At 55.9% G+C, this 24,735-nt stretch carries 29 protein-coding genes and 1 pseudogene; 11 read left to right on the forward strand and 19 right to left on the reverse strand.

Going from position 1 to position 24,735, the window contains the following annotated elements:
- The first annotated feature begins 75 nt into the window (after positions 1-75).
- From upp to PsWM33_RS15020, 9 genes are all read left to right on the forward strand, one after another.
- On the forward strand, positions 76-705 hold the full coding sequence (gene upp / locus PsWM33_RS14980; RefSeq protein WP_057464180.1) for a uracil phosphoribosyltransferase: 630 nt from the start codon (positions 76-78) through the stop codon (positions 703-705).
- A 171-nt stretch (positions 706-876) separates the two neighbouring features.
- Entirely contained in the window at positions 877-1,539 is a 663-nt protein-coding gene (locus PsWM33_RS14985) for a phosphoribosylanthranilate isomerase (protein ID WP_063286760.1), read from the forward strand.
- Positions 1,540-1,703: 164 nt separating this feature from the next.
- A complete protein-coding gene (locus PsWM33_RS14990; protein ID WP_208994572.1) occupies positions 1,704-2,213 on the forward strand; it encodes a retropepsin-like aspartic protease family protein in 510 nt (169 codons plus the stop codon).
- A gap of 142 nt (positions 2,214-2,355) precedes the next feature.
- Positions 2,356-3,348, forward strand: coding sequence for an aldose epimerase family protein (locus tag PsWM33_RS14995; RefSeq protein ID WP_063300754.1), 993 nt, complete (start codon positions 2,356-2,358; stop codon positions 3,346-3,348).
- A gap of 47 nt (positions 3,349-3,395) precedes the next feature.
- A complete protein-coding gene (locus PsWM33_RS15000; RefSeq protein ID WP_063300755.1) occupies positions 3,396-4,445 on the forward strand; it encodes a histone deacetylase family protein in 1,050 nt (349 codons plus the stop codon).
- Positions 4,446-4,695: 250 nt separating this feature from the next.
- On the forward strand, positions 4,696-5,139 hold the full coding sequence (locus tag PsWM33_RS15005) for a DUF805 domain-containing protein (protein ID WP_063300756.1): 444 nt from the start codon (positions 4,696-4,698) through the stop codon (positions 5,137-5,139).
- Between the two features lie 102 nt (positions 5,140-5,241).
- Positions 5,242-6,411 (forward strand): succinyl-diaminopimelate desuccinylase, encoded by a 1,170-nt coding sequence (gene dapE, locus PsWM33_RS15010; RefSeq protein WP_063300757.1) that lies wholly within the window; start codon positions 5,242-5,244, stop codon positions 6,409-6,411.
- A 24-nt stretch (positions 6,412-6,435) separates the two neighbouring features.
- Positions 6,436-7,044, forward strand: coding sequence for a hypothetical protein (locus PsWM33_RS15015; protein WP_063300758.1), 609 nt, complete (start codon positions 6,436-6,438; stop codon positions 7,042-7,044).
- A 95-nt stretch (positions 7,045-7,139) separates the two neighbouring features.
- Positions 7,140-7,958, forward strand: a complete 819-nt coding sequence (locus PsWM33_RS15020; RefSeq protein WP_063300759.1) for a DUF2189 domain-containing protein — start codon at positions 7,140-7,142, stop codon at positions 7,956-7,958.
- 62 nt (positions 7,959-8,020) lie between these two features.
- On the opposite strand, the gene truA is transcribed toward PsWM33_RS15020, so the two are convergent.
- From truA to PsWM33_RS15045, 5 genes are all read right to left on the reverse strand, one after another.
- Positions 8,021-8,851 (reverse strand): tRNA pseudouridine(38-40) synthase TruA, encoded by an 831-nt coding sequence (gene truA / locus PsWM33_RS15025; RefSeq protein ID WP_063295156.1) that lies wholly within the window; start codon positions 8,849-8,851, stop codon positions 8,021-8,023.
- A 152-nt stretch (positions 8,852-9,003) separates the two neighbouring features.
- Positions 9,004-9,543, reverse strand: a complete 540-nt coding sequence (locus PsWM33_RS15030; protein ID WP_063295157.1) for a GNAT family N-acetyltransferase — start codon at positions 9,541-9,543, stop codon at positions 9,004-9,006.
- A 55-nt stretch (positions 9,544-9,598) separates the two neighbouring features.
- The gene (fmt, locus tag PsWM33_RS15035; protein WP_063300760.1) at positions 9,599-10,543 is read right to left on the reverse strand and encodes a methionyl-tRNA formyltransferase; all 945 of its coding nucleotides are present in this window, start codon (positions 10,541-10,543) and stop codon (positions 9,599-9,601) included.
- Between the two features lie 133 nt (positions 10,544-10,676).
- Positions 10,677-11,204, reverse strand: a complete 528-nt coding sequence (gene def, locus PsWM33_RS15040) for a peptide deformylase (protein WP_063300761.1) — start codon at positions 11,202-11,204, stop codon at positions 10,677-10,679.
- A gap of 377 nt (positions 11,205-11,581) precedes the next feature.
- Positions 11,582-11,926, reverse strand: coding sequence for a hypothetical protein (locus tag PsWM33_RS15045; RefSeq protein WP_063300762.1), 345 nt, complete (start codon positions 11,924-11,926; stop codon positions 11,582-11,584).
- Positions 11,927-12,205: 279 nt separating this feature from the next.
- Between PsWM33_RS15045 and PsWM33_RS15060 the strand changes: the two are divergent.
- A pseudogene (locus PsWM33_RS15060) lies at positions 12,206-12,708 on the forward strand (IS3 family transposase); the annotation flags it as partial.
- Between the two features lie 171 nt (positions 12,709-12,879).
- On the forward strand, positions 12,880-13,542 hold the full coding sequence (locus tag PsWM33_RS28885; RefSeq protein WP_446737454.1) for a 4'-phosphopantetheinyl transferase family protein: 663 nt from the start codon (positions 12,880-12,882) through the stop codon (positions 13,540-13,542).
- On the opposite strand, the gene metK is transcribed toward PsWM33_RS28885, so the two are convergent.
- The 14 genes from metK to PsWM33_RS15135 form a co-directional block, all read right to left on the reverse strand.
- Positions 13,505-14,683: a methionine adenosyltransferase gene (gene metK, locus PsWM33_RS15070; protein WP_063300765.1), complete on the reverse strand. Its 1,179-nt coding sequence runs from the start codon at positions 14,681-14,683 to the stop codon at positions 13,505-13,507. The two genes, PsWM33_RS28885 and metK, sit on opposite strands and share 38 nt — an antisense overlap.
- A 223-nt stretch (positions 14,684-14,906) precedes the next feature.
- Positions 14,907-15,347 (reverse strand): MarR family winged helix-turn-helix transcriptional regulator, encoded by a 441-nt coding sequence (locus tag PsWM33_RS15075; protein ID WP_063300766.1) that lies wholly within the window; start codon positions 15,345-15,347, stop codon positions 14,907-14,909.
- A gap of 25 nt (positions 15,348-15,372) precedes the next feature.
- Entirely contained in the window at positions 15,373-15,828 is a 456-nt protein-coding gene (locus tag PsWM33_RS15080) for an SRPBCC family protein (protein ID WP_063300767.1), read from the reverse strand.
- A 17-nt stretch (positions 15,829-15,845) separates the two neighbouring features.
- Positions 15,846-17,078 (reverse strand): MFS transporter, encoded by a 1,233-nt coding sequence (locus PsWM33_RS15085; RefSeq protein WP_063300768.1) that lies wholly within the window; start codon positions 17,076-17,078, stop codon positions 15,846-15,848.
- Positions 17,071-17,466 (reverse strand): hypothetical protein, encoded by a 396-nt coding sequence (locus tag PsWM33_RS27370; RefSeq protein ID WP_193778408.1) that lies wholly within the window; start codon positions 17,464-17,466, stop codon positions 17,071-17,073. Before PsWM33_RS27370 ends, PsWM33_RS15085 begins: the two co-directional genes overlap by 8 nt.
- The gene (locus PsWM33_RS15095; RefSeq protein WP_063300769.1) at positions 17,463-17,879 is read right to left on the reverse strand and encodes an EVE domain-containing protein; all 417 of its coding nucleotides are present in this window, start codon (positions 17,877-17,879) and stop codon (positions 17,463-17,465) included. The genes PsWM33_RS27370 and PsWM33_RS15095 overlap by 4 nt, the downstream gene beginning before the upstream one ends.
- On the reverse strand, positions 17,876-18,352 hold the full coding sequence (locus PsWM33_RS15100; RefSeq protein WP_063300770.1) for a hypothetical protein: 477 nt from the start codon (positions 18,350-18,352) through the stop codon (positions 17,876-17,878). The genes PsWM33_RS15095 and PsWM33_RS15100 overlap by 4 nt, the downstream gene beginning before the upstream one ends.
- The gene (locus PsWM33_RS15105) at positions 18,339-18,992 is read right to left on the reverse strand and encodes a hypothetical protein (protein WP_063300771.1); all 654 of its coding nucleotides are present in this window, start codon (positions 18,990-18,992) and stop codon (positions 18,339-18,341) included. The genes PsWM33_RS15100 and PsWM33_RS15105 overlap by 14 nt, the downstream gene beginning before the upstream one ends.
- Before the next feature lie 3 nt (positions 18,993-18,995).
- Positions 18,996-20,135, reverse strand: a complete 1,140-nt coding sequence (locus PsWM33_RS15110) for a beta-ketoacyl synthase N-terminal-like domain-containing protein (RefSeq protein ID WP_063300772.1) — start codon at positions 20,133-20,135, stop codon at positions 18,996-18,998.
- Positions 20,132-20,869 carry a cyclase family protein gene (locus PsWM33_RS15115; RefSeq protein WP_063300773.1) on the reverse strand — a complete coding sequence of 246 codons (738 nt, stop codon included), beginning with the start codon at positions 20,867-20,869 and terminating at the stop codon, positions 20,132-20,134. The genes PsWM33_RS15110 and PsWM33_RS15115 overlap by 4 nt, the downstream gene beginning before the upstream one ends.
- Positions 20,866-21,795, reverse strand: a complete 930-nt coding sequence (locus PsWM33_RS15120) for a hypothetical protein (protein ID WP_063300774.1) — start codon at positions 21,793-21,795, stop codon at positions 20,866-20,868. Before PsWM33_RS15120 ends, PsWM33_RS15115 begins: the two co-directional genes overlap by 4 nt.
- Positions 21,780-22,223 carry a hypothetical protein gene (locus tag PsWM33_RS15125; RefSeq protein WP_063300775.1) on the reverse strand — a complete coding sequence of 148 codons (444 nt, stop codon included), beginning with the start codon at positions 22,221-22,223 and terminating at the stop codon, positions 21,780-21,782. The genes PsWM33_RS15120 and PsWM33_RS15125 overlap by 16 nt, the downstream gene beginning before the upstream one ends.
- Complete coding sequence (locus PsWM33_RS15130) at positions 22,216-22,929, reverse strand: SRPBCC family protein (protein ID WP_063300776.1); 714 nt, start codon at positions 22,927-22,929, stop codon at positions 22,216-22,218. Before PsWM33_RS15130 ends, PsWM33_RS15125 begins: the two co-directional genes overlap by 8 nt.
- 4 nt (positions 22,930-22,933) lie before the next feature.
- Positions 22,934-24,334: a coproporphyrinogen-III oxidase family protein gene (locus PsWM33_RS15135; protein WP_193778409.1), complete on the reverse strand. Its 1,401-nt coding sequence runs from the start codon at positions 24,332-24,334 to the stop codon at positions 22,934-22,936.
- Positions 24,335-24,735 lie beyond the last annotated feature (401 nt).

Here is a 24,735-nt window from a genome sequence, read left to right on the forward strand (position 1 = left end):
ACGCACTGCCATGTACATGCTGACAAAAGGCAGCTGCATATAAAAGACCCGACTGGGTTGAAAAAGAGGAACACGATGTCCGGCGCAACCGTAATCGCACACCCGCTGGTCCAGCATAAGCTGACCCACATGCGGAGAAAAACAACCCCGACGCAGGACTTCCGCCGCTTGCTGCGCGAAATCTCTTTGTTGCTGTGCTACGAAGTAACACGCGACCTGAAGATGACCACCCAGTCCATCGAGACACCAGTTGCTGAAATGGATGCACCGGTTCTGGCTGGTAAAAAGCTTTGCTTCGCCTCCATCCTGCGTGCTGGTAACGGCCTGCTGGAAGGCATGCTTGAGCTGATCCCGTCTGCACGTGTGGCGCATATCGGTCTCTACCGTGATCCTAAGACCCTTGAAGCCGTTGAATACTACTTCAAAGCGCCTCAGGAGCTGGAAGAGCGTCTGGTGATCGTTGTTGATCCAATGCTGGCAACTGCAAACTCTGCAATTTCCGCTGTTGATCGCCTGAAGAAGCGCGGCGCAAAGAACATGGTGTTCGTTTGCTTGCTGGCTGCTCCTGAAGGTGTTGCGCGCTTCAACGAAGCACATCCTGACGTGCCAATCTACACCGCCTCCATCGATGAAAAGCTCAACGAAAAGGGCTACATCATCCCGGGTCTCGGTGATGCTGGTGACCGGATGTACGGTACAAAATAAACTTTCTTGGTTTAGAAGCGTCAGGCATCAGGTCTGGCGCTTTTTTCTTGAAGACATCCTCAAGAAATACAGACAGAAATACCGGAGACGATACGCATCTCAAAACTGTGTATTCGTCCTTTATGAGGTGTAGACCGTGTTGTAAGGTCATGCGCGCAAGGGGATGATGGAATGCCAAATAAAGCTCGTACCCGTTTGAAGGTTTGCTGTATTTCAACTTCGGGTGAAGCAGCCACCGCTGTTGCTTGCGGCGCCGATGCTGTCGGTCTTGTTGCCCACATGCCGTCCGGTCCCGGTGTGATCGAAGATGACCTCATTCTCAATATTGCCCGGCAAGTCCCGCCAGCTGTCGCAACCTGGCTCCTCACATCACGTACCACTGCAAAAGACATCGTCGAGCATGTGCTCACCTGCGGCACCAACACGGTTCAAATTGTCAAACCAATTGATCCGGGCGAATATCAGGAACTGCGCTTAGACCTGCCTGCCTGCACACGCATCGTGCAAGTTGTTCATGTCGAAGACGAGTATTCCTTTGAAATCGCACAGGAATATAGCCGCGTTGCAGATGCGGTTCTGCTCGATTCAGGCCGCCCTTCAGAAAATGAACTCGGCGGAACAGGCCGAACGCACAACTGGGATCTAAGCCGCCATATTGTCGAGAAACTCGATATTCCAGTATTCCTTGCCGGTGGACTAACCCCTCAGAACATCATCGAGGCAGTTGAGACTGTAAAACCCTACGGCGTAGATGTTTGCAGCGGCGTGCGTGTGAATGGTCGCCTCAACCGAACTCGACTGTCAGAATTTGCTGCGGCGATCGCCTGTACCTGAGTTCTAGGTAGATCTCCGGAAATCTTAGGTTTTTAATTAGAATTCTTGCCTTTTTCTTCGGCTCGGCTGTATACCTATGAAAAGTAATGGGCAAAACACTGAGTGATCTCTGAACACGGCGAAAGACCGGGATGTTGTGGTGCCCAGAAGATGTGGGGGCGCACGTGCAACGTTATATCTGGGTCATGGTTGTCGTCATTTGTGTCGCGTTGATCGTGCCCCGGGTGCTCGAAGAGCGCTTGCTGGGCGTCGTTGAGGTGCACGAATCTCAGCCAGTAAACGAGCCTCAGAAAACCTCAAAACGCATCACCAGAATTCGCAAGTCTCCCAACGGCCACTTCATAGCGACCATTAAGATCAATGGTCACAAGACCTCAGCTCTGATTGATACGGGTGCAAGTTTGCTCGCCATACCTTACAGCATCGCACGTAAGGCTGGCATAAGGGTGCGCAACGAAGATTTCACTGTCGAAGTGCGCACAGCAAACGGCATCACGTCGGGGGCATCTGCCTCTATTTCAAATCTCTATCTGGGTTCAATTCATATACGCAACGTTAAAAGCCTAATCCTTAAAGATGAAGCGCTCTCACAGGTGCTTTTAGGGATGTCTGCGTTGAACAGGCTTGGCAAAATCACGCTCGGCAACAAAGAACTCGTGATCGCGCCAAGATAACCAAAAAAATAAACCCTGCTTTCTGCTGCTCTTAGACTGGCGGTATCCTTTTGTCTTGCTTGTACTAATTCTCGTTTCATAGGAGGTTGGTATGGAATGAATGACCTGAGGGGAGGCAGGTCTGCAATGGAAAGGGAAAGCAGTGGCTATTCGTGATTTCGGTGAACTGGAAAACCGGGAAATTGTCAAAGAAGTGACACTGCATGGCGGCAACCTTACCGCAAGCATCCTCACCTATGGCGCCACAGTTCGCAGACTGCAACTGGGAGATCGCGACCTGACACTCGGCTTTGACAATCTGCGCGACTATGAACTTCACTCCCCGCACATGGGCGCGACTGCAGGCCGCTGCGCTAACCGCATCGCAAGCGGTTGTTTCTCAATTGGCTCTGAAGAATTTCAGCTCTCTGTGAACGAAGGCGGACGACATCATCTGCACGGCGGGCACAAAGGCTTCGCCCATCGGATCTGGACCATTGAAGAAGCCAGCGAGGACAGCGTTTTACTCTCTTTGGAATCTCCGGATGGCGAAGAGGGATATCCGGGCACAGTCCAGATCACCTGCCGCTATACCCTGACCAAAGACAACACGCTGCGCATCGAATTCTCCGGCACCACAGACAAGCCAACCCTGCTGAATCCGGCGCACCACAGCTACTTCAATCTGGGCGATCAAGAGGATGTCACCAGGCATCAGATCATGATTCCTGCGCGCTCTTACCTCCCTGTTTCTGATCAGCTGATCCCGACTGGTGAGATCGTTGATGTGGCAGGAACACCCTATGATTTCCGTGAGATGCGCGAGATTGCCGACGCGCAGGATTCACGCTTCGATAACAATTTCTGCCTCAGGCAGTTCCGTCTGAAAAAGCCTGAGCTATCCGCTGTAGTGTTTGAACCTGAGACCGAGCTCAAGATGGAAGTCTGGTCAACAGAGCCCGGCATCCAGTTCTATGACGGCAGTTCCCTCAATACCCCGGTTCCGGGCTTTGGCGGCAAAATGTATGGCCCAAGAGCGGGTCTGTGTCTGGAACCTCAATGCTGGCCAGACAGCCCAAACCATGAAGAGTTTGCGTGTTCCACGCTTCAACCCACTGAGCACTATCTACAAGTAACCGAGTACCGTTTCATCTGATGTGCAAAGGAGAGACAGCACATCAGTTGTTGTAAAGGACGATAACAGTGAAGACCATTTTCTCACCTGATCAGCTGTTGCATGCCCCGACCAAAGAAATCTCTGATGGGCAGTTGGTTCCTGCCAATGAGGTCCCGTCTCGTGCCGAAATTGTTCTTGCGCACCTCAAAAAAGCGCAGTTCGGTGAGGTGCTTACACCAAATGAGTTTTCTCTGGACCCAATCCTCAAAGTACATGATGCAGATTATATCACCTTTCTGCAGGATTTCTGGAAGCTTTGGCTGGCAGAAGGGCGCACAGTAGAAGAGGTCTTCCCGTTCGTCTGGCCCGTACATGGTCTCAGACATGACATTGTTCCAGATCACATCGACGGAAAGCTTGGTTTTTACTCGTTCGATGCTGGCTCTCCCATGGGCGAGCACACATGGGTCGCAGCGCGCAAAAGTGCGGAAACCGCTCTGACAGGGGCGGAGTTGATCCTGTCAGGTGATAACTCCGCCTTCGCACTCTGTCGTCCTCCGGGCCACCACGCACATCGTCGCCTTTATGGTGGCTATTGTTTCCTGAACAATGCAGCGATTGCCGCGCAATACCTGCGAGATCAGGGCGTTGCCAAGGTCACGGTCTTCGACGTGGATTACCACCACGGCAACGGTACTCAGGCAATCTTCTATGACCGCGCTGACGTGCAGTTCCTCTCCATCCATGCAGACCCGAAGGTTGAGTTCCCTTATTATCTCGGCCATGCAAATGAGCGGGGCTTGAAAGAGGGCGCAGGATACAATCACAACTATCCTCTGCCACACGGCACCGAGTGGGCTCAGTGGGAGGAGGCAATGGAAGACGCCTGCCGCTCCATCGAGAAGTTCGCACCAGATGTCATCATAGTCTCTCTGGGCATGGATCCATACGAGAATGATCCGATCTCTCAGTTCAAGCTGAAGACGGATGATTTCACAAAAATCGGTGCCCGCATTGCCAAACTAGGCAAGCCGACCTTGTTTGTGATGGAAGGCGGATACGCGGTTGGGGATTTGGGCATTAACTGCACCAAAGCGCTGAGCGGATATCTCGATACTGTGAAGGTTGGCTCCTGACCGCCTAACCCGCTCCAAATGCTGTGTTTTATGTGGTGACGGGGAAAGAACTTTCCCGCCACTTGTGTCTTGCCGCAATGCCCCTCTTGAAAGCGGCCCACAATATGCGTACATCCTTGCGAACTGAAATTTCTTAAAGCGTATTCCCGTAAGGTGGGGAACGGTTTACGGATAACAACACGCGAGACCACGAGGGATTAAAGCGGCACAGCCAGTCTGACGAAAGGCGGCTGCTTTAAGTGATCAAAGAATGCCAGAGCAAAATCTAAGAAAAACAAGCCTTCTGTGGTTATTTTGCAATCCGTTCGGACGCATCTCCAAAGGCGTCTACTGGCTGGCAACTGCACTGATCTTCTGTGTTCTATCCATCGCAGTGAATGTCGCCACAAGCTCGCTTGCCGACACCTATATCGAGAACGGAACATCAGATCTCACATTGGCGCAGGCTTATAGTGATTTGCTGACGACAAACCCGTTGCTGTATCCGCTGCTGCTTGTTGCAAACTTCATGGTGTTTATGCTGGTGATCAAACGGTTACAGGACCGCGGTGTCACTGGCTTCGTCGCGCTGACACTCTTCTTGCCATTCCTGAACCTTCTGGTGCCAATCATCGTTGGTTTCCTGAAGAGCCAGGAAGGCCCGAATAAATACGGCCCGGCATCCAACACACGCCCATTCCAACGCAAAAAATAAGCGTTTATGTTGAGATTTTGCGTTGCTATGTGCCAGTGAAAATCACGAAGTTCTGGCAACTCGTGATTGACCATCAGGCGCGGCACAGCTAAATCTCGAAGCATGACTGATACGCTTTCTCCTGCGGTACAGATCTGCCGCGACCTAATCCGCTGTCCAAGTGTCACACCAGCTGAAGGTGGTGCCCTCACCACGCTCGAAAAGCTGCTCGCTGATGCCGGTTTCGATGTCTCCCGTGTGATGTTCTCCGACGAGAACACACCCGACATCGAAAACTTATTCGCAACCATCGGCTCCGGCAAACCGCACTTCGTGTTTGCAGGCCACACTGATGTTGTGCCAGTTGGTGATGAAGTAGCCTGGACTTATGGCCCGTTTGACGGAACCATTGCAGATGACATGCTCCATGGCCGTGGAACTGCAGATATGAAAGGCGGCGTAGCAGCGTTTGCCGCTGCTGCAATCGACTATGTTAAAGCGTATCCAAATGGAATTCCCGGCCAAATCTCCTTCCTGATCACAGGCGATGAAGAGGGACCGGCAATCAATGGCACTGTTAAACTGTTGGAATGGGCCAAAGAGCAGGGGCACGTTTTCGATGCCTGCATTGTTGGCGAACCAACCAATCCAGATGCTTTGGGAGATGCGATCAAAGTTGGCCGTCGCGGATCTTTGACAGGCACAGTAAAAGTCAACGGAACCCAAGGCCACGTTGCCTATCAGCACCTTGCGGACAATCCGGTCCCGGGCATGCTCAAGCTTCTGAGTGCGGTTGCTGAGGTCGAGCTGGACAAAGGCAACGAGCGGTTCCAGCCATCCAATCTGGAAATCACCACGGTTGATGTCGGCAACACCGCAACCAACGTCATTCCAGCCCACGTCATGGCGAAATTTAACATTCGCTTTAATGATCAATGGTCTGTCAGTTCTCTGAGCCAGCACATCGAGAAGCTTCTGAATAATGCGGCTCCAGAGGGCCTCGATTGGAGCATTGAGTTTGCCAGAGAAGCCACCGACAGCTTCCTGACACATGATGAAGCGTTGATCCAGACCCTGTCCAATTCCATCAAGACGGTCACTGGTCGCACACCAGAGCTGTCTACAGGCGGCGGAACCTCAGATGCACGCTTCATCAAGAACTATTGTGCTGTAGTTGAGTTCGGCCTTGTTGGCCAGACCATGCACAAGGTTGATGAACACGTTGCTGTAGCTGACATCGAGCAGCTCGCAGACATTTACCTCCGCTTCCTGCAAGATTACTTTCAGGCTTAAGCTAATAAGGAACAGGGTGTTGTGATGGTTCTTGGCACACAGGAAATTCGCCAGTCCTGCATTGCATCCTGGAGGATCATGAGGGGCGAGACAGAAGCCTTGCAGCAGTTTGATCTGTCTGCAGATGGCTTCTGGCGCTCCTTTCTTGTCATCTTCCTCCTGCTTCCGTTTTATTTGCTAAGCCTGATCGCAGAACATGCGTTGATGGTTGAGCACATTATGACCCAGGTGCAAGAGAACACTGAGATGGTAGCTGGTGGCTTCCAGCTGTATTTCGGGAAGTTCCTCTCCCTGTTTGTCGACTGGATCACATTCCCGATCGTTGTTGGGCTTCTTGCTGGATCGTTGGGGCTGAAGCGTAACTTCGGGCCATACATCATCGTCCGCAACTGGAGCACGCTCATCATCCTGCTCCCGCAGACACTGCTGTATCTGCTTTATATGGCGGGGCTCATTCCGTCAGAACTACTGATCATGCTGACTTTCCCGATCATCGGATGGGTGCTGTGGTACAGATTCCAGATTGCACGTGTGGCAGGGGACTGCAGCTTCTCAATCTCGATTGGCTTGGTGGTTCTGGATCTGGTGCTTTCCATACTGATCAGTACCTCACTTGACCGATTGTTTGCGTAGTAATACCTATTTTTCACGTACCCCTTTAAATTTTCAGTAGCGCTCATCCCAGTTTCCGCGCACACTTGACGTGGAGGAAAATTGGGAGGGACGGAATGTCAGACAATCATCTGACTGTGCCTACGGGTGCGCAAAACTCACAGCATAAACCGGCGAAGCCTATCGTTCGTCAGGTTACCCTAGAGGATATAACAAGCTCCCTGAAGCTTGGAATTCTGGACTTTGTGAAGACGCCTGTTATTGGCCTGACCTTTGGCGCCTTCTTTGTCGTCGGAGGGGTACTGGTCACGCTGCTCTCGTTCTGGGTGGACATGAGCTATATCAGCTACCCATTGGCCTGTGGCTTCCTGCTTTTAGGGCCGTTTGCAGCTTTAGGGCTCTATGAGGTTTCCAGACGACTACAGGCAGGCGAGACACCGCGCATGAGCGGCCTGTTTACGCTGATGTGGGAGCAACGCCGCGGCGAGATTGCATGGATGGCCTTTGTCGTCATCTTCATCCAGTTCCTATGGATGTTTAAGGTCCACCTGCTGCTCGCGCTTTTCTTGGGCATGCAGGGTTACGGCACATTCCTGCAATTCGCTCAGACGATCTTTGAAACTTCAGACGGTGTCTTGTTCTTGATCGCAGGCCACCTTGTCGGAGCGTTTTTCGCCATTCTGCTGTTCGCGGTCAGTGTCGTGTCATTCCCGATGCTGCTGGACACGGAAGTGGATTTCGTGACTGCAATGATCACAAGCTTCAAGGTGGTGACGGGAAGTCCGGTGATCATGGTGGGCTGGGGATTGCTCATCACGGCGATATTGATGGCTTCAATGATCCCTATGTTTGTCGGCTTACTGGTTACATTGCCAGTGCTCGGCCACACAACGTGGCACCTTTACAAACGGGTTGTGTCATTCGAAGGAAAGTAAGCTCATGTAACCGGAGGTGGACGGCCTCCGGTTTCCTATTAAGCTAACAGGTTGAAGAGAACCTAGTCTTCTTCATCCGCCGGGGCTTCATCAGCACCAACGCTCTTCAAGCTATCCTGATAGGCAAGGAACGACGCCTCATCCTCTTTTGGGGTGCGATAATCGACCTGCGTGAGATAAAGCCCCTCAGGCACAGCAACAGGTCCACACGCTTGTCTGTCACAGGCTTCCAGTGCTGCTCTCAGATCGTCTTTAGTCCAGCGGCCTTCACCCACAAGACGAAGGCTACCCACCATGGAACGAACCTGATTGTGCAGGAATGAGCGGGAGCTGCATTCTAGGAACACGTGATAGCCTTGACGATATACACAGATGCGCTCCATCGTCTTCCACGGGCTCTTCGCCTGACAACGCGTATGGCGGAAGGTCGTGAAATCATGATGACCCAGCAGCACTTGCGCAGCGTCGTTCATGGCCTCCGCATCCAGCTCCGGCTTCACATGCCATGCCAGCCCAAGGTCGTGGGTCAGCGGCTCAAGACGGTTTGCGATCTTAAAGCGATAATGACGGCGGATTGCTGAAAACCGGGCATCAAAGCCCAGACCTGCCTTCTCACAAGCCAGAATGGCAACTGGGTCCGGTTGCGTATGAAAGTTCAGCGCATTCTTCACGGTTTCTGCAGGCCAATCCTTTGCAAGATCCAGATGGGCCACCTGTCCGGTCGCATGCACACCAGAGTCCGTGCGTCCGGCACCGCCAATGGTCACTGTCTCACCCGTGAAGGACTTGATTGCGCGCTCAATAACACCCTGGGCTGTCGGCCCGTTGTCCTGACGCTGCCAGCCAACAAAAGGGCGTCCGTCATAATCAATGGTAATTTTGTAACGCGGCATTCTTGTTCTTTGCAAAGGTTAGGCAAGCAGACTGTAAGCCAGTTTGCAGGGCGTGAGACAAGCATGAGCTTGCAGGATATCTCTGAAATTTTGCGCTGTACTATCAGATTTGAAAGGGCAAGACCAGACCTGACGGTAAGCCTGAAAGGAACCTATTCGAACTCTCGGAAAGGTGTGGCATAGGTAACCTCAACCGGCAGGTCTTCGCGCCCCGCCTGCGTAAAAGGCAATGCCATGAAGATAGGCCCGGCATATGGTCCTTGCACCTTCTTGGCCAGTTCGCTGTCAAAGCCAAAGCGGGAATAGTAATCAGGAGCCCCCAACACCAGAACCAGGTCTTCCCCCAGCCCTTGTAAGTCATCCAGAGCTTCCTGAATGAGTTTCGTGCCTACGCCCTTGTTTTGAGAGGCGGGATCAACGCAAACTGGTGCAAGGCAGCTGATTTTCAGGCGGTGTCCTTCTCCCGTACCCGTCACACGAGAAAACGCGAGGTGGCCGAGTAATTTGCCATCATCATCCGTTGCAATCCGCTCAAGAACCAGCGCACCACAAGCACGCAGTCGCTCAACCAGACGTCCTTCGTTGCTCTGACCAAAGGCTTTGACGAGCAAAGACAAAATGGCAGGCTCGTCTTTCTTTTCAGGCGTACGGAGACCAACTTGATCCTCTCCAATCTGGTGGAATTCAACCATGATGCCTCCGTGTTTCCTGATGTTTCTTAAGAAAAGCCTATATGATTAATCAGGGTCAGGAAACCGTGTCTCCGGCACTAAGCTTAGAGCCACGTAAAAATTCCTCAGCAGACATCGCCTTTTTGCCAGCCCGCTGAACCTGAACCAGCTTGATCGCGCCAGAACCGCACGCAATCGTCAGCGTGGTATCGTCAACAAGCAGAACCTCACCAGCTGCACCAGAACCATCGGCTACACTGCTGCGCAGGATCTTCACACGTTCAGGGTTCTTGCCACCCAACACCATCTCGCACCATGCGCCAGGGAACGGAGACAGGCCACGAATGTGGTTGTGTACCTGCTCAGCTGGCAAAGACCAGTCGATGCGTGTTTCGCTCTTCTGGATCTTCTTGGCGTAGGTCACGCCCTCATCAGGTTGAGGCGTTGCACCAAGACCACCACGTGACAGAGCAGAAAGTGCACGCATCATCAAATCGCCGCCCAAAGCAGACAAGCGGTCATGCAGCTCGCCTGCTGTCATGTCCGGGGTGACTGCAACGGTCTCAGACATGCAGACCGGACCAGTGTCCAGGCCTTCTTCCATCTGCATCACCTGAATGCCGGAAGCTTTGTCTCCAGCCATGATAGCCCGGTTGATAGGCGCAGCGCCGCGCCAGCGTGGAAGCAGCGAGGCATGGCCATTCAAACAGCCGTGCTCGGTGCCCTCGAGAATGGCTTTCGGCAGCAACAAGCCATAAGCGACCACAACAGCCACATCCGCTTCAAAGGAGCGGAACCGTTCCTGCTCTTCTTCGCTCTTCAGTGATGTTGGTGTGAAAACAGGAATACCGAGGCTTTCAGCAGCTTCGTGCACAGGCGTCTTTTTCAGCTCCATGCCGCGTCCGGCTTTGCGTGGTGGCTGCGAGTAACAAGCGACCACATCCCAACCTTGCCCGACGATCTCAAAGAGTGTTGGAACGGAGAAATCAGGAGTACCCATAAAGATGACGCGCAATGACATAGCTGACCTGCTTGGCTGTAATTCTTGTATTCCAGACTTAATGCGTCAGCTGGTGGGGAAGGACAAGGAAAAAACAACAAAAAAAGCGGCTCTCCAAAGAAGGCCGCTTAATCCACTCGCAATACCAGGATGATCAGGCTTGTTTCGCCTGTTTGATCATCTTCTTCACGATCCGTTCACGCTTCAGCCGGGACAGGTAATCGATGAACAGCACACCGTTCAGATGGTCCAACTCATGCTGAATGCAGGTTGCCAGCAAACCGGCAGCTTCAATTTCCTGCTTCTCGCCTTCAACATTAAGGAAGGAAACGCGCACTTCGCTTGGACGCTCAACATCCTCATAAACGCCAGGAATGGACAAGCATCCTTCCTGATAAGTGCTCTTCTCCTCAGAAGACCAGGTGATCTCTGGGTTGATGAACACCATTGGCTGTTTTTCAACGGAATCGTCTTCTTCGCTCTCGCGCTCTGCAACATCAAGAACGAACATACGTTTCAAAACGCCAATCTGACTTGCTGCAAGGCCAATGCCCGGCGCGTCATACATGGTCGCCAGCATGTCGTCGGCAAGTTTTCTGATTTCGTCGTTGATGTCTTCAATCGGAGCGCACTTCTCGCGAAGGCAGTTTTCCGGGACAAATTTTATCTCGCGAATCGTCATAATTACTTTTGAAGTTGTTCTCGTTGCAAAGCTGTCTGCTCAACGTGAGGCCAGCTGATAGTGTTATTTACGCTTCATATCCTCTTATAAGAACTTTGCCAAGTCGTTGACTATAGGCTTTTGGTTAGCGGCTATTAATGGATATTGTGGGATGAAAATAAAGTATCACTCCCAATAATAGAGTGTCATCCTGAATAACCAAAAATTAAAATAAAGCATCATCCTAAATGCAGACTGGCTCATGACGCTAAAAAGAGCAATTACTACCGAAAAGAAGATCGCCAACGCGATTATTCTCCCCGTTCCAGCCCTTTATTGTCTATCATCGTAGCACCGCAGCAGCCGTCCCACCAACCGTCCAGATCAGCCAAGTTCAGCTACTTCAGGTCGGCCCATTGGTAACCAAACTCCTTCATCTTAGTATTGCAATTATAGAAGGCCTCCATTGCTATGTGCGAAGCAACGATTGGCGGACTATTCTCCTGAACGTCTTTAACTGCTTTGGAGTGCATGAGGATGCAATTCGATTTCAACCACTCTGGCTGTGTTACCGTTGATATGAACGCGGGATCTGCCAGATTGCCAATATCCTCTTCGTAGTGCGCAATCTCAGCAGCTTTCACCTTTCTCTCAGCCAACACACTTAGGGGCTTATTCACTCCCCAATACCCGCAACCTGCAATGAATAGGGCTAACGCAACTTTGGTAGTGTTCTTCATCATGCCGTCCTTCTCAGCGATGACATATGTAAACTCAACTTTTCAGTGTATTTTTTAGGCCTATTGTGGGATGAAAACAATGTGTCATCCTCAAAAATAAACAGATCGCCTCCACCGGACGCACACTTTGCTATTGCCATATTTTACCTCGCTGTCATTCTTGGGATGAAACTCTATTTTTTTGGGGCTTTGATTGCTTTCATTAAACTTCGGCAAACCGCCGTGAGAATGAAACTTTATTTTAAGTCTGAGAGGAAAGGCCCGTGAAAAGTCCTCGTTCAGAGTGATACTTTATTTTCATCCCACAGTTCGAAATATGGTGGCCTTGAAGCCCCTATGATCCAGTCAATGAAATCAACGGAGGATGAGCTGCGCCGCTTCAAGAAAATGTACGCAGAGCTCAGCCTGCAAAACGAACTTTTGAAAGAAGCTCTTGGAAAAAAGGTCTAAGGCCGTCTCCGCGCAAAGAGATGGCCCGTTCCGCTGTCGCGGACAAGCAGGTATCAATTGCTTTGGCGTGCCGCACATTTAGTGTGAGCCAGCGGTGTTATCGTTACACTCGGCTTTTGAATGACGACAATGCTCTGATTGCCGATTGGCTGGTTCGCTTGACATGTACGAACAAAACCTGGGGCTTTGGCCTGTGTTTCCTTTATCTTCGCAATATCAAAGGATTTGGTTGGAACCACAAGCGTGTTTATCGCATTTACCGGGAGCAGGAGCTGAACCTTCGGATCAAGCCGCGCAAGCGATTGAAGCGGGAAAAGCCGGACAAACTGGGCGTTGTTGCATAAAGGCGCCTTTATGCAATAACGCCCCTCTAGGCCTAGAGGGCGGTTGCGCCAACAATCTGAGGGCAGTAAACGCGGGCCACAAACAGAGTGCAAAAGGAGGCGCTGTTGACTCCAGTAGACCAGCTCTTACCCCCAGTTTCGACGCGGACTCTGACGTCAGGCGTGCGACTGAGTTGGGCGCGATTTCACGAGGAACCAAGCCCCGGCGGCGAAGCATTGCTCGCCGCCAATCGTCTTGGCTCCGCCACGAAAAAGCGGCAGGCGGAGTTTTTGGCCGGTCGGGTTCTGACCTGTGAGGCTTTCGGAATCGCTGACTTGCCACGCGGGGGGGCCGGAGCACCCCTCTGGCCTGCGGGGATCACGGGGGCATTGAGCCATAGTAAGGGCTGTATCGCCGCCTTGGCAGGACCCGATACGCGCCGATTGGGGCTCGATCTCGAAGCGTTGCTGCCAGAGCCGAGCCTCGGACCACTTATCGCGCGCGCTTTGACGTCTGCAGAGCGGCGGCGGCTGTTGGGAATGCCACCGCCACAGCAAGCGCGGCGCATGACCCTGATCTTTTCTGCCAAGGAAACAGTCTACAAGGCGCTGGCCGGGGAAGCCGGGGGCGGTCTCGAATTTCAGGCGGTCTGCCTGATCGGATGCTCGGACGGGCTTCGCGGGCGGTGGATAATGCAATTGACCCGGCGCGTGGCGTCGGGTCTGCCAGAAGGCGGTTGCCTGAAGGGCTGGTTTGTTTGGCATGACAATATGGTTCTCACCTGTCTGGACATGCCCGGCGGTCCGCTTACTCCGCAGCCACCAGCGCCGGAAAGCGCGCCCTGAGCGAGAGCACGAGATCCGTGCGTTCCCAGCCGAAACCGTCTTCGGTGGGCGCGCGGCCGAAGTGGCCGTAAGCCGCCGTGTCGCGGTAGATCGGCCGCCAGAGATCGAGATGCGAGGCGATGCCTCTCGGGGTCAGATGCATCAACTCCCGTAGTGCCCGGGAGATATCCGCCTCGGGCACGAGGCTGGTGCCGAAGGTCTCGCAATAGATCGCAACCGGGGCCGCCACGCCGATGGCATAAGCGAGCTGGATCTGACAGCGTGCCGCGAGACCTGCCGCCACGACGTTCTTGGCCAGATAGCGCGCGGCATAGGCGGCGGAGCGGTCCACCTTGGTTGGATCCTTGCCGGAGAACGCGCCGCCGCCATGGGGCGCGGCCCCGCCATAGGTATCGACGACGATCTTGCGTCCGGTGAGGCCGGTGTCCCCGTCGGGGCCGCCAACCACAAAACGACCCGTGGGGTTGATCAGCACGCGGGCCTTTGCCAGATCCCATTCCTCGGGCAGGGCAGCGGTGACGTAACCGCGTACGATTTCTTCGACGGTCTGCGGCGAGACATCTGCGCCGTGCTGGGTCGAGACGACGACCGTGTCAATGCCCACTGCGCGACCGTTTTCATAAAGGCAGGTCACCTGACTCTTGGCATCCGGCCCCAGCTCGGGAAGAAAACCCGCCTTGCGGTCGCGCGACAGGGTTTCGAGGATCTTGTGGGCGTAGAGGATCGGCGCTGGCATGAGTTCTGCGGTCTCAGAACAGGCGTAGCCGAACATGATCCCCTGATCGCCCGCGCCTTCCTCGGCACCGGTGGCGGCATCGACGCCCTGCGCGATATCCGCCGACTGGCTGTGCAGGCGGTTCACGATCTCCACGTTTTGCCAGTGGAACCCGTCCTGTTCGTAGCCGATGTCGCGGATGATACCACGCACGATGGCGTCAACTTCGGCCTCGCTGAGTTCCGCACCCTTGATCTCGCCGGCGATGGTGACGTGGTTAGTGGTGACCAGCGTTTCGCAGGCGACGCGGGCGTGTGGGTTGCGCACCAGATGTGCGTCAAGAATGGCATCTGAGATCTGATCGCAGATCTTGTCAGGGTGACCTTCGGACACGGACTCGGATGTGAAAAGAAATTTCTTACTCATGATGTTTGATCCTGTGGATTAATATAAGCGTTTGATAGTATGGAGGTTGTTCTGACTGTCGGATCACCGCGACAAGGCAACAGTGAGCGCCTTTGTTTCCTTTCCTCAAGGCAATTCAGGCCAAGGGGAGCGCGCGCATATCACCGGTCGTCGGTGACATGCTGCTTGGCAATCGGTTTGTTTCTGGATCGGTGTCCTGCGCGTGCGAGGTGCCTTTGCAGGGTCAGGGGGCGTCGATGGTAACTTTCGAAAGGAAATCGCGATCGATGTTTTCCACCAGCACGACCGTCTTGCGCAGGATGTCCCAGCCTTTTTCCGTTAGCCCCACAAGGCGCTCGCGGCGGTCGAGCTCATAGGGCTCGACCGCCACCAGCCCGTTGCCGACAAGGCGTTGGAGCAACTGGGAAACCAGCATTTTGTTGAGCTTTGTGATCTCAATGATGATTTTCTGGCGAACTGTCCTTTGGTTGGTGATCCGGTGGTTTTCTGCCGACAACCAGGCCGTTATGGCGAGAACACTGAAGCTGGGCTGTGTCAGATCATAGGGCGCGAGAGCCACGTCGATCTGTTTTTGCCAACTCAGAAATGTCTGCCAGAACCAAAATCCTGGGCTGTCCATGGGGCTGGTGTACTCCATGCGTATTGTTTCGATTTGGTTGGTCATGAGCTTTCCGTGACAGGGGTCGCGTTTATTCCGTAGCCCTTGCGTCGGGCATCTGCGGGGAGGCCGCTTGCGCCGACAGGGTTTCCATGGCGCTACGCAGGTGAGCTTTGATCTGGCGACCGATGACCTGGCCGAACAGCGGGGCGAGAAGGCCCGTCATGGAGACGGTGTGGCGGATCTGCCCTGTCTCGGTGTCCGGTTGCGGAAGGTATTCGTGCTGGAACACCATCTTCGTCAGCGGCAGCCGCGCAGTATCGGAGAAACTTTTCTCGTGCGACACCTCAGACAGCTCGAAGGCCAATTCCGGCCCGGTGGAGGGCTTCATCTTGCCCGTGGAGCCCACTTCGAAAGGTCCCTCAAGGCGCACCCAATCGAGTTCGCTGTCCCATGCGGGCCAATTCTCGGTGTCTTGCCAATGGGCCCAGATCTGGCTGGCCGAGGCATGCGTCGGCACCGTTTCGGAATAGGTCCAGGTAAACATGATACTTTCCTTCTTATTTACGATTGTTTGGCGCGCGTTTGGCGCGGGGAAGCTGTGTCCGTGGGCAGGGACAGGACGATCGGCAGGGCAAGGGCCACGACCAGAAAGGCCGCTGGTGCCAGCCCCTCCAGCCCTCCCCGGGCCATCACCGTGCGGCCAATCATGGCGCTCAGCGACAGGCCCGCGTTGAAGGCCGTGACATTCAGCGCGGCGGCCATACGGGGATTGCTGCCCTGTGCCGTCGAGATGGCCCAGCCGTGTACCATGGGCGCGGTCGCAAAGGCGCCGACTGACCAGACAGCAAGGGCCACCGCAGCCGCCACAGCCCCAAGACCGAAGCTCGCGCCGCCTAGCCCTGCGAGCTGTACCAGCACCACGAGAAGCAGCGCGTTGCGTTTTCCGAGGGTTTGCGGCAACGCCCCGCCGATCACATTGCCCACCAGAGCGCCGAGACCCACAAGCCCGAGCACGAGACCGGCCATGGTCGGCGAGAGCTCGGCGGTCGTGGTCATCCATGGTTCGGCGTAGGTGAAGAACACGAAACCGCCACCGAAGGCAAAGATGGTGAAGCCATACGGGCGCAACAGGTCGCGTCTGAAAACCGCGTCGCGCAGAACCGGCAGGGTCGGGGTCTGGGTCGTGCCGAAGTCTTTCGGCAAGACCAGCGGGATCAGGCCCGCGCCGATCCCCGCGCAAAGCGCGATCACAAGGAATGGCGCTTGCCAGCCAATCTGCGCTGCCAGAAGCATTCCCAAAGGAACGCCCAGTACCATGGCCACGGTCAGACCGGAAAACATCAGCGCCAGCGCCATGGGCATCCGCTTTTCATTGAAGAGGCTTGGGAGGCTTGCGGTGGCCACCGTAAAGTAGGCTCCATGCAAGACACCGCACAACGCGCGGAAAGCGATGAGGGATCCGAAAGTCGGCGCGAAAGCGCAGCCGAGGCTGAACAGGGCAAACCCGGCGCACATCCAGACCGCAAGCCTGCGAGCGGGCTGAGCGAGGCTCGCGAATGTCAGGAGCGGCGCCCCGATCGCGATGCCCAGAGCGTAAGCCGCGACCAGCCAGCCACCCGCCGCCAGTCCGACGCCGTAGCTCTGCGTGATCTGCCCGATCAGACCGATGACGATGAATTCGGAGAGGCCTGCGGCAAATGCCGTCAGCGCGAGTGTAAACACCGGAGCATCGGCGACGGAGCGTTCCTGCGGGTGCGCGATCAGATCAGAAGGGGTCCTCGTTTGATCAGTCATTGCCGGTTTCCTTCTTGAGAAAGGTCGCACAACAAAAGTCTGCCAGCCGCTCGCGTAGGGTTTCGACAAGGTCCGGCTTGCAGATCCGGCGATAGCAGACACCCAGACCGGCATCGGTGTCGTATTCCCAGACGCCGGACTGGATCAGTTCACCCAAGCCATTGCGCGCCACGATGAAGATCTTGTCGCCCCGGACCCGTCGCGTGACGACGATACTGTCCAGACCGTCGAGCCCCGCGAGCTTCAACTCGACCTTTTGCGGCGAAAGGTAATGCCAGCTGATCGCTTTGGACCATGCTTTTACGAGGAAGGGCCATTCGAGGCGCCGGAAGAACTCCGGCGCGCTTATCTGGTCGAAGAGGACCACGACCGTGGATGACTGTGTCATGCCGCATCCTCCAGACTGGCGCGCAGAAGGCCGGCATCATGGGCGCTGATTTCGAAAAAACCGCGCCGCGCCAGCATGCCCCAATTGAGATTGGCGGTCAGTTCGAGGCCCGGCACATCGTGAATGGGGCGGCCCGCAAAGCCGGTGTCAAAGGTGACGTCCTTGCGGAACGGCGTAAACCCCGGTGCCTGTTCGACCTGATACACCCGGTCATCATTGAAGGTGCAGCGATATTCGACCCGCTTGAGTTGGACACCGCCACGCATCTTTTCGCGCGGACAGTAGATGAAGACCTCGTCCCCTGCAGAGGTGCGCCGGAGTGGCGCGGCCTTACCATGGCAGACCTGAAGGAAACCTGACTGCGCGGCGATACGTGCATGTGCGCGGGAGATCACGGCGATCCAATGTGTCATGCCATCACCCGATCGTCTTGCATCGCCAGTTGTGCGGTCAAGGCCAAGGCGCTGACGCTTTCCACGACGTCCGACTTGAGGCGGTTCCAGACCTGCTCGGGAAAGGGTGTGTCCTGCGAAGGCACGGCGCAGATCGAATGGGCGAGGTTGGTCTTGCCCGTGGTGGGGTCAGTGGCGACCGAATGCCCGAAGGACAACAAGCCAAGGGGGCTGACGGAGCTGGTGGTGAAATGGCGCCCTTCCTCGAAGGCCGTCACGTTCACCGGGATCGGCGCAGGGGATGCCTTGGGAACCACGCAAAAGCGCTTGCCCAGGGCAAGTCCATTTTCCGTAGCCTCGATGCCCCGCAGGGACGCATCCCACTGCGGCCAGCCCGACAATGCACACCATGCTTGCCAGATGCCGAGGGCGGCTTGCGTGGGAACTTCGGCGCGGTGTTCGAACACCATAACGGTCTGATCAAGCTGCGACATTGGAATAAAGCTCCTGGTGTGCGCTCAGCGCGGTTTCGACTTGGGTTTCGGTGGTCTCTGCGGTCACCAGGCTGAAAGCGCCAAAGGCACAGGGGCGGGCATCGTCGACGGTCACGCCGCCGATCTGGCCCGGTACGGCTTCGAAGGTTCCGACGATAACAACGCCCTTGCGTGCGCCGCGCGCATCGCGCTTGAAGGCGCTGTCGATGGCCGCGGCCTTCATGTCGGGATCGGCGCTGGCGATGGTGATGGCCTCGCCCTTGTTGCCGTGCTCGATGGTCAGGTAGCCCTGAACCGTCGCCGGGAACCACGCGGTGGCCACGTAGTTATTCACGCCGTCGAGCGTCATGCGCAGGTCACCACACATTGCGTCGGCGACGTAATCCCAATTGGCGTAGCGGTTGCAAATCACGATCGGCGTGTCGGCGGGATCGGCGCCCAGTTCCTCCAGAAGCGCCGTGAGTTTGAAATGGCTGTACAGCCCGCCTGCGATGCGGGTCGCGGTGGACAGCTTGTTGCGCTGGCGGCGCCCGATGAGGCCGTCAAAGGACTTGCGGGGCATGCTTGAGGCGTTGCCGCCCTTGAGATCGGCGAAGGTCGCTTCCTTGTCGGAGAGCACACAGGTGAATGTCTTGCACATGGGTCAGGCTTCCATAATGACTGTTGCATGAATTCCGGAGAAGCCACTGGCCGTCTTCAGGATCGAAAACCGGTCTAGCGGTTCAGGTTGTTCGCGAGGCGGCACGGCTTCGTAGGCGTCGACAGGCAGATGCGCAGGCGACGGCGGCACGGTCGCTTCCCTGAGCATTTTCCAAGACAACGCCAGTTCGATCATGTTCGCGCCGCCAAGCGCATGGCCGTGATTGCCCTTGAAGGCCGTGATCGCCGGAAGCACCTCGCCAATCGTCGCGCGCAGGGCGTTGTACTCAGCTTCGTCGTTTTGCTGTGTGCCAGAGGCGTGCAGGTTCACATGCCCGATGTCGCCCCCGGTCAGGCCGGATTGGTCAAGCGCCAGTTCGATGCTCCTGCGGATCGCGTCGCCATCCGTGGCGATGTCGGTCATGTGATAGGCGCTGGACACGCAACCATAACCACTGATGCAGGGCATTGGCGCGTCCGAGGGTTCTGTTGTGATGAGAATGGCGCCGCCGCCATCGGCAAAGAGGAAGCCATCGCGGTTTTGGCAGAACGGCCGCGAGGGGCTGGCATTGATCCCGTGTGCGAAGGCCGTGGTGGCGTTGATCTTGGAGAATGCTTCCAAGGCCAACGGCGTCAGGCCGAAGTCGAGCGACATGATCACGGCGCGCTTGAGCCCCATGCGGGCCATGGTGGTCTTGGCCAGTCCCGTGGCCTGAAGACCGGCACAACAGCCGGTCGGGACAGAGACGAAGCGGGTCTCGGGCCCCCATGCAGCGGTCTCTTTGAAGACCTCTTCCACCTTGGAGAAATCGAGATCGTCAAGGGAGACCTGAGCCTTGCTGTAAACCTTGTTTTCCACCTGCCCCAGATTGCCAACGGCAGTTGCGAAAAAGATCGCGTCGACAGGCTCGGTAATCTGCAGATCGGCCACCAGCCCACGAATGGCATCGTTGTAGAGCGGTGCATAGGCGGCGATGTCCGACCCGGTGCCAGGTTTGGTTTCAGCGGCGCAAAAGGCACGGTTGCCCGGAAGATTGACCTGACCGAAGCTGGTCTTGCCGGCGAGAACCGCGCTCCAGATCTCTTCGAGATTGGCGCCCAGCGGTCCGACAGCTGCGGCATTTTCGATATAAAGACGTGTCATTTCAGAATCCTAGCAATGGCGCGGGTCCAGGCTGCGCCGCAATGAAGTTTCACTGGAAGAGCGATGAATTCGACGAGCTCTGCCGTCTCGAAATCCTTGAGGTCGCAGAGGCGCTCGATCTGGTAGTAAGGCCGGGTCCGGCCGAGAACATGCGCAGGCCAAAGGTCGGCTTGATCCCGGCTTTCCACAAAGGCCTTCGACATCACCGCAAACGGAGGGTCGAGGCTGAAGGCATCGGTGCCGATCAGGGTGTAGCCTCGGTCCAGCGCCGTCGAGACATAGCGCGCTGGCACGCCTTTGAAGTCGGTGAAATAGCTGGTCTCGCCATAGCGCTCGTAGGCGCCGGTGATGAAGAACACCGCCTTTGCCTGACCGGCATAAGCGTCGAGCTTGCGCAGATAGTCCGCCATGTCGATATCGACTTCGTGCCCCGTCGAGCTTCGTTCGGTGAAGATGACCGCCTGCCCCATGAAGTTCTCGATCGGAGCCGCAGCGATATCCGACATGCCCGGGGCATAGTGCAGAGGTGCGTCGATATGCGTGCCCTGATGCGTAGACAGCGTCACGATCTCGTTGGAAATCCCGTAACCGTCCGGCCAGTCTTCGGGATCGATGTCGAACCCCTTGCAGAGATGGGCCACTCCGGCTGCGTGATCGAGTGTATCGACCTCGATGGCCACCGGCTCGCCGTTGCCCGGATAAAGCGCGGTCGAGATGCATTGAAATCCCGTCATGCGAACAACTCCATTGGAATGTGAGGATCGACCTCCCGGCTGATCGGGCGGCGCAGGGTCTCAGTCGGAAAGCGTTTGCCGCCGCTGATCTCCGCAATTTGCGACAGAGCCTTGAGCGTGCCGTATTCCGTCAAGGGGCAGGGCAGACCGCGCGCATCGCCCAGAGGGCTGACATGGCTGAGGCTGTTGTGCACAATGGTCGGATGCGGCGTGGCGTTGCCGGACATGCGGATGCTCGACTCGTTGATCGAAAGCCCCGATCGCGCGGCGGCTTCCAGAAGCGCCGCGTGGTCGAAGGCGTCGGAAGGTGCGCTGGAGCAGCCCAACGAAACCATCGAACCACCAACCGGCACCACATAGAAGGTCCGCCGGTGACCGGACGCCGTGGTCTCTGCCCAGAACTCCATGGTTTCCGGATCGAGCGACGGGGGCCGCTCGGCGATGACATAGGTGCAGCAAGTGAGTGCAACTCCCTTGCGCGCGGTCTGATACGCCTTGTCCGCAGCCACGGCCTTGGCGCCGCGGCAGTCGAGAACAGCAGGATAGCCGGTGAGCGCTCCGATGGAGGGAATATCCTCCTCGACCTGATAATGAACCGGTGCCGCGTCCAGCAGGATCTTGGCGAGGCGGCCTTTGTCGTAAATGAAATATTGGCTATTGGTTGTGGCTTTGTGTTTTTGTCCTTTCGTACCGTTGCGCCAGGCCACCCAGCAGACCGGGGAAGCGGCGGCGCGAATGATGCGCTTCTCTTCCTTGGGACCAAGGAAGGCGCCTTCGAAAAAGGCCCGGCGCGGCACGATCTCCGGGATTGGACTGGCCGAAGTGTCCGTAGGGCGAAAGACAATGACGTCATTGGTCTGCGACAGAACCGACGCTGCGAGACCGGCGGTCACACCGCCTCCGACGATGGCTACGCGGGGACGCATGGCGTTTCTCCGATAAGGGTTTCGAGGTTTTCACGCAAGATGCCGAACATCTTGCGCCCGAGTGCCGGGCCGTAGGCGGCCTCATCCAGCAGCATGCTGCGCTTTGCGAACAGAACGTCGCCTTGCTCTGCTTCTGTCCACCAGGTGGCCCGCAGCGCAGTGATCCCGGGAGGCGGCACCAGATGCACCACGTCCACGGCATTCTCGCGGCGGTGACGCTCGACAGTGACCCGGTCCGGCACCGGGCGATCGGCATCGAAGACCAGATCGAAACGTTGATAATCCTTTCCTCTTTCGACAATGTTTTCGACGGACTTGACCCGGGCCAGCGACGCGAGCCACAGATCAAGCGACCAGATCCTGTCCAGCGGGGCGGTTCCCGCTGGAGTCTCGATCTTGGTCAGTAGGTTGAGGCAAAGATCAGGCATTGCCCCAACGCGCCCAGGTGTTCAGTGCTGCATTGATGTGCTTGCGGATCAGCGCGACATTGTCTTCGGCGGATGCATCCTCCTCGAGTTCGAAGCCGTGGAAGCTGATCAGCCGGGTCTTGCCGTCCGCCAGCGGTTCGAAGCGCCAGCCGCCTTTGTGGGTGACGAACCCTTCCGGCGGGCGCGGCTGAAGGAAGTCGACGATCCGGTATTGTTCGTTCACGTAGCGCCAGGACTGGACGTAGTACTCGTCGCCGCTTCCAAGTTCGGCGATGTGCATGCGGAAGCTCTGCAACTTTCCGTCATCGGTTTCGGGCTCGATCATGGTCACATGCGCGAGCACATCCGGCCAGTCGCGATAGTCGCGAATATAGCCGAACACCGTGTCCACATCCTGTTCGATAATCGTGGAGCCCTGCATGACGAAGGGCTCGTTTGTGGGTAGCCACGGGTCGCGCGCCGCGCTGAGGTGGGCGACCAGATCCTGAACGCTTTCCACCATGGTGTCGTCCAGCGGTTCTGCGGTCAGCGCGAGAGCTGACACGAGTTCGCAGGCGGAGACGATTTCCTGGCTGTCGCAGCCCAGATCGTCACGCAGGTCCGCGCTCAGATCGGTCAGTTCGGACACATCGTCCAGAACACCCAGTTCGAAGAAAACATTGGCCACGTCACTGACGGAGCGCTGCAAGTCGATACGTTTCAGCATTGGTTCAAGCCTTTTCCAGCCAATGGATTTTCTTGGAAGCGCCAAGGGTGATCATGTGATCGTTCATGGCCCAGCTGCTTTGCTGCTGTTGCAGGGCGACGGAGTTCTCCCACATGCTTTCGTCGAAGAATTCGAGCATGATGTTCTGAAGCCAGGCACGGCCCAGTTCCGTCACCACGTAGGCGTCGCCTTCGTCGCGCATCAGGCGATCGTCCAGCAGGCCCTGAAGAATCTCCGGGAAATCTTCGGCCAGATCGTTGCCCCAGTTCTTGGCGTAGTGATCCTTGTCGATCCGGTAGTAGAGAAGGTTGAAGATCATGTAGCGCTGACGGCTCATCAGGGGCGTCAGTTGGATCGAAGCGGTGGTGAAGGTGGGATCACAGTTTTCGACAGCGGCGATATACCCATCCACGTCCTTCGCTGTTCCGGTCCGGCGCTGGTTGATGAACGAGTAGGCGCCTGCGCCCACCCCGAGCGCATCGACACATTCGCGCATGGTATACCGGTTGTATTTCGACTCATAGCCCGGCTCCGCGTAGTGCTCGAGCATGTAGTTGTTCATACCAGCCTGCTTGGCAAACTCGGCGATCATCGCCTGCATCTGATGCACTTCGTCGCTTTCGGGGTCGGCGACGGGGCTGACCTTTCCGGCCTGAATCAGCTTTTCCTGCTGTGTGCCCGGGGTAACGCGGTAGAGGTATGTGGTCAGGTGCTTGATGCCGAGCTCGCTAATAACCTCGAAATCCTTGCGCCAGTCTTCCACGGTGTGGTCGGGCATGTTGTACATCATGTCGAGCGAGATGTGCTCCAGCCCGGCATCCTGAAGCATGCGAATAGCTTCGATGGTTTGGTTGGCCTGATGCGGGGAGCCTACGGTCTTCAGGACTTTGGGTTGGAAGGACTGTGCGCCGAGCGACACGCGGTTGATGATGGATTTGGCGACGTAGTCGGCTTTTTCGGGGGTGAAATCTTCGGCATTGCCTTCGAGCGTGATTTCGCAATCATCGGCCAAGCGGAAGTACCGCGACAGGGTGCCGAGCACCTTGTCCATGTGGTGAATTTCGAGAAGCGAGCCTGTTCCACCGCCAATATACACCCCGCGCAGGGTCGCGTTACCCCAGCGTTCGGTTGCGGCGTGGCGCTTCAGGTCAAGTACCAGCGCATCGACGTAGCGATCCATCAGGTCGGCTTTTTTGTCTGCGTTCTTCGGCAAGAGGTCCACGAAATAGGGACATGCCTTGCAACGAACGCGGCAATAGGGGACCGACAAGTACATGACGAAGTCTGTGCCGTCCGTGGTGAGATCGAGACTGGTGTCAAGCTCGGTCTGCAACTCCGGGTCGGACACGTCATACATGTCAGGCGGGTACAGAATGAACGGCATGTAGCAATGATTTTTATACAAAACTTTCTCCAGGGTTGAGCTGAAATGCCTCAGTGAGAATATGATACGATAATACATACATTTTAATATCGTACTAGTATTATATTTTACTTTTACGATACAAACTGCTGTTCTAACTGATTTTAAACGATTATTCTTTCCCACACCGCCGAAAATTTGAATCTTCCGAATGGCTGAATGGTCAATTTTTGCGAAATAACAATGCGTCTTTGTGGCTGATTCCGGAAAATTAACACTCTGCGCGCCTCAGAAGTACGACGCCCTTTGGTTGTGATTCTCACAGAAGAAAGCCTTCAACCCGCCCATCGCCACCTGTAGAAGGGGTCGATTTGGGGTGAGTGAAAAATAGGGCGGTCTTATGGGCGTTGTTGCATAAAGGCGCCTTCGCCCTTTATGTAGAG

The sequence above is a fragment of the Pseudovibrio sp. WM33 genome, from assembly GCF_001623165.1.
Classification (GTDB): domain Bacteria; phylum Pseudomonadota; class Alphaproteobacteria; order Rhizobiales; family Stappiaceae; genus Pseudovibrio.

Coding starts and splice junctions, on each gene's coding strand:
- upp (WP_057464180.1), top strand. CDS start 76: ATGTCCGGCGCAACCGTAATCGCACACCCGCTGGTCCAGCATAAGCTG.
- PsWM33_RS14985 (WP_063286760.1), top strand. CDS start 877: ATGCCAAATAAAGCTCGTACCCGTTTGAAGGTTTGCTGTATTTCAACT.
- PsWM33_RS15005 (WP_063300756.1), top strand. CDS start 4,696: ATGCCAGAGCAAAATCTAAGAAAAACAAGCCTTCTGTGGTTATTTTGC.
- dapE (WP_063300757.1), top strand. CDS start 5,242: ATGACTGATACGCTTTCTCCTGCGGTACAGATCTGCCGCGACCTAATC.
- PsWM33_RS15015 (WP_063300758.1), top strand. CDS start 6,436: ATGGTTCTTGGCACACAGGAAATTCGCCAGTCCTGCATTGCATCCTGG.
- PsWM33_RS15020 (WP_063300759.1), top strand. CDS start 7,140: ATGTCAGACAATCATCTGACTGTGCCTACGGGTGCGCAAAACTCACAG.
- truA (WP_063295156.1), bottom strand. CDS start 8,851: ATGCCGCGTTACAAAATTACCATTGATTATGACGGACGCCCTTTTGTT.
- PsWM33_RS15030 (WP_063295157.1), bottom strand. CDS start 9,543: ATGGTTGAATTCCACCAGATTGGAGAGGATCAAGTTGGTCTCCGTACG.
- fmt (WP_063300760.1), bottom strand. CDS start 10,543: ATGTCATTGCGCGTCATCTTTATGGGTACTCCTGATTTCTCCGTTCCA.
- def (WP_063300761.1), bottom strand. CDS start 11,204: ATGACGATTCGCGAGATAAAATTTGTCCCGGAAAACTGCCTTCGCGAG.
- PsWM33_RS15045 (WP_063300762.1), bottom strand. CDS start 11,926: ATGATGAAGAACACTACCAAAGTTGCGTTAGCCCTATTCATTGCAGGT.
- metK (WP_063300765.1), bottom strand. CDS start 14,683: ATGAGTAAGAAATTTCTTTTCACATCCGAGTCCGTGTCCGAAGGTCAC.
- PsWM33_RS15075 (WP_063300766.1), bottom strand. CDS start 15,347: ATGACCAACCAAATCGAAACAATACGCATGGAGTACACCAGCCCCATG.
- PsWM33_RS15080 (WP_063300767.1), bottom strand. CDS start 15,828: ATGTTTACCTGGACCTATTCCGAAACGGTGCCGACGCATGCCTCGGCC.
- PsWM33_RS15085 (WP_063300768.1), bottom strand. CDS start 17,078: ATGACTGATCAAACGAGGACCCCTTCTGATCTGATCGCGCACCCGCAG.
- PsWM33_RS27370 (WP_193778408.1), bottom strand. CDS start 17,466: ATGACACAGTCATCCACGGTCGTGGTCCTCTTCGACCAGATAAGCGCG.
- PsWM33_RS15095 (WP_063300769.1), bottom strand. CDS start 17,879: ATGACACATTGGATCGCCGTGATCTCCCGCGCACATGCACGTATCGCC.
- PsWM33_RS15100 (WP_063300770.1), bottom strand. CDS start 18,352: ATGTCGCAGCTTGATCAGACCGTTATGGTGTTCGAACACCGCGCCGAA.
- PsWM33_RS15105 (WP_063300771.1), bottom strand. CDS start 18,992: ATGTGCAAGACATTCACCTGTGTGCTCTCCGACAAGGAAGCGACCTTC.
- PsWM33_RS15110 (WP_063300772.1), bottom strand. CDS start 20,135: ATGACACGTCTTTATATCGAAAATGCCGCAGCTGTCGGACCGCTGGGC.
- PsWM33_RS15115 (WP_063300773.1), bottom strand. CDS start 20,869: ATGACGGGATTTCAATGCATCTCGACCGCGCTTTATCCGGGCAACGGC.
- PsWM33_RS15120 (WP_063300774.1), bottom strand. CDS start 21,795: ATGCGTCCCCGCGTAGCCATCGTCGGAGGCGGTGTGACCGCCGGTCTC.
- PsWM33_RS15125 (WP_063300775.1), bottom strand. CDS start 22,223: ATGCCTGATCTTTGCCTCAACCTACTGACCAAGATCGAGACTCCAGCG.
- PsWM33_RS15130 (WP_063300776.1), bottom strand. CDS start 22,929: ATGCTGAAACGTATCGACTTGCAGCGCTCCGTCAGTGACGTGGCCAAT.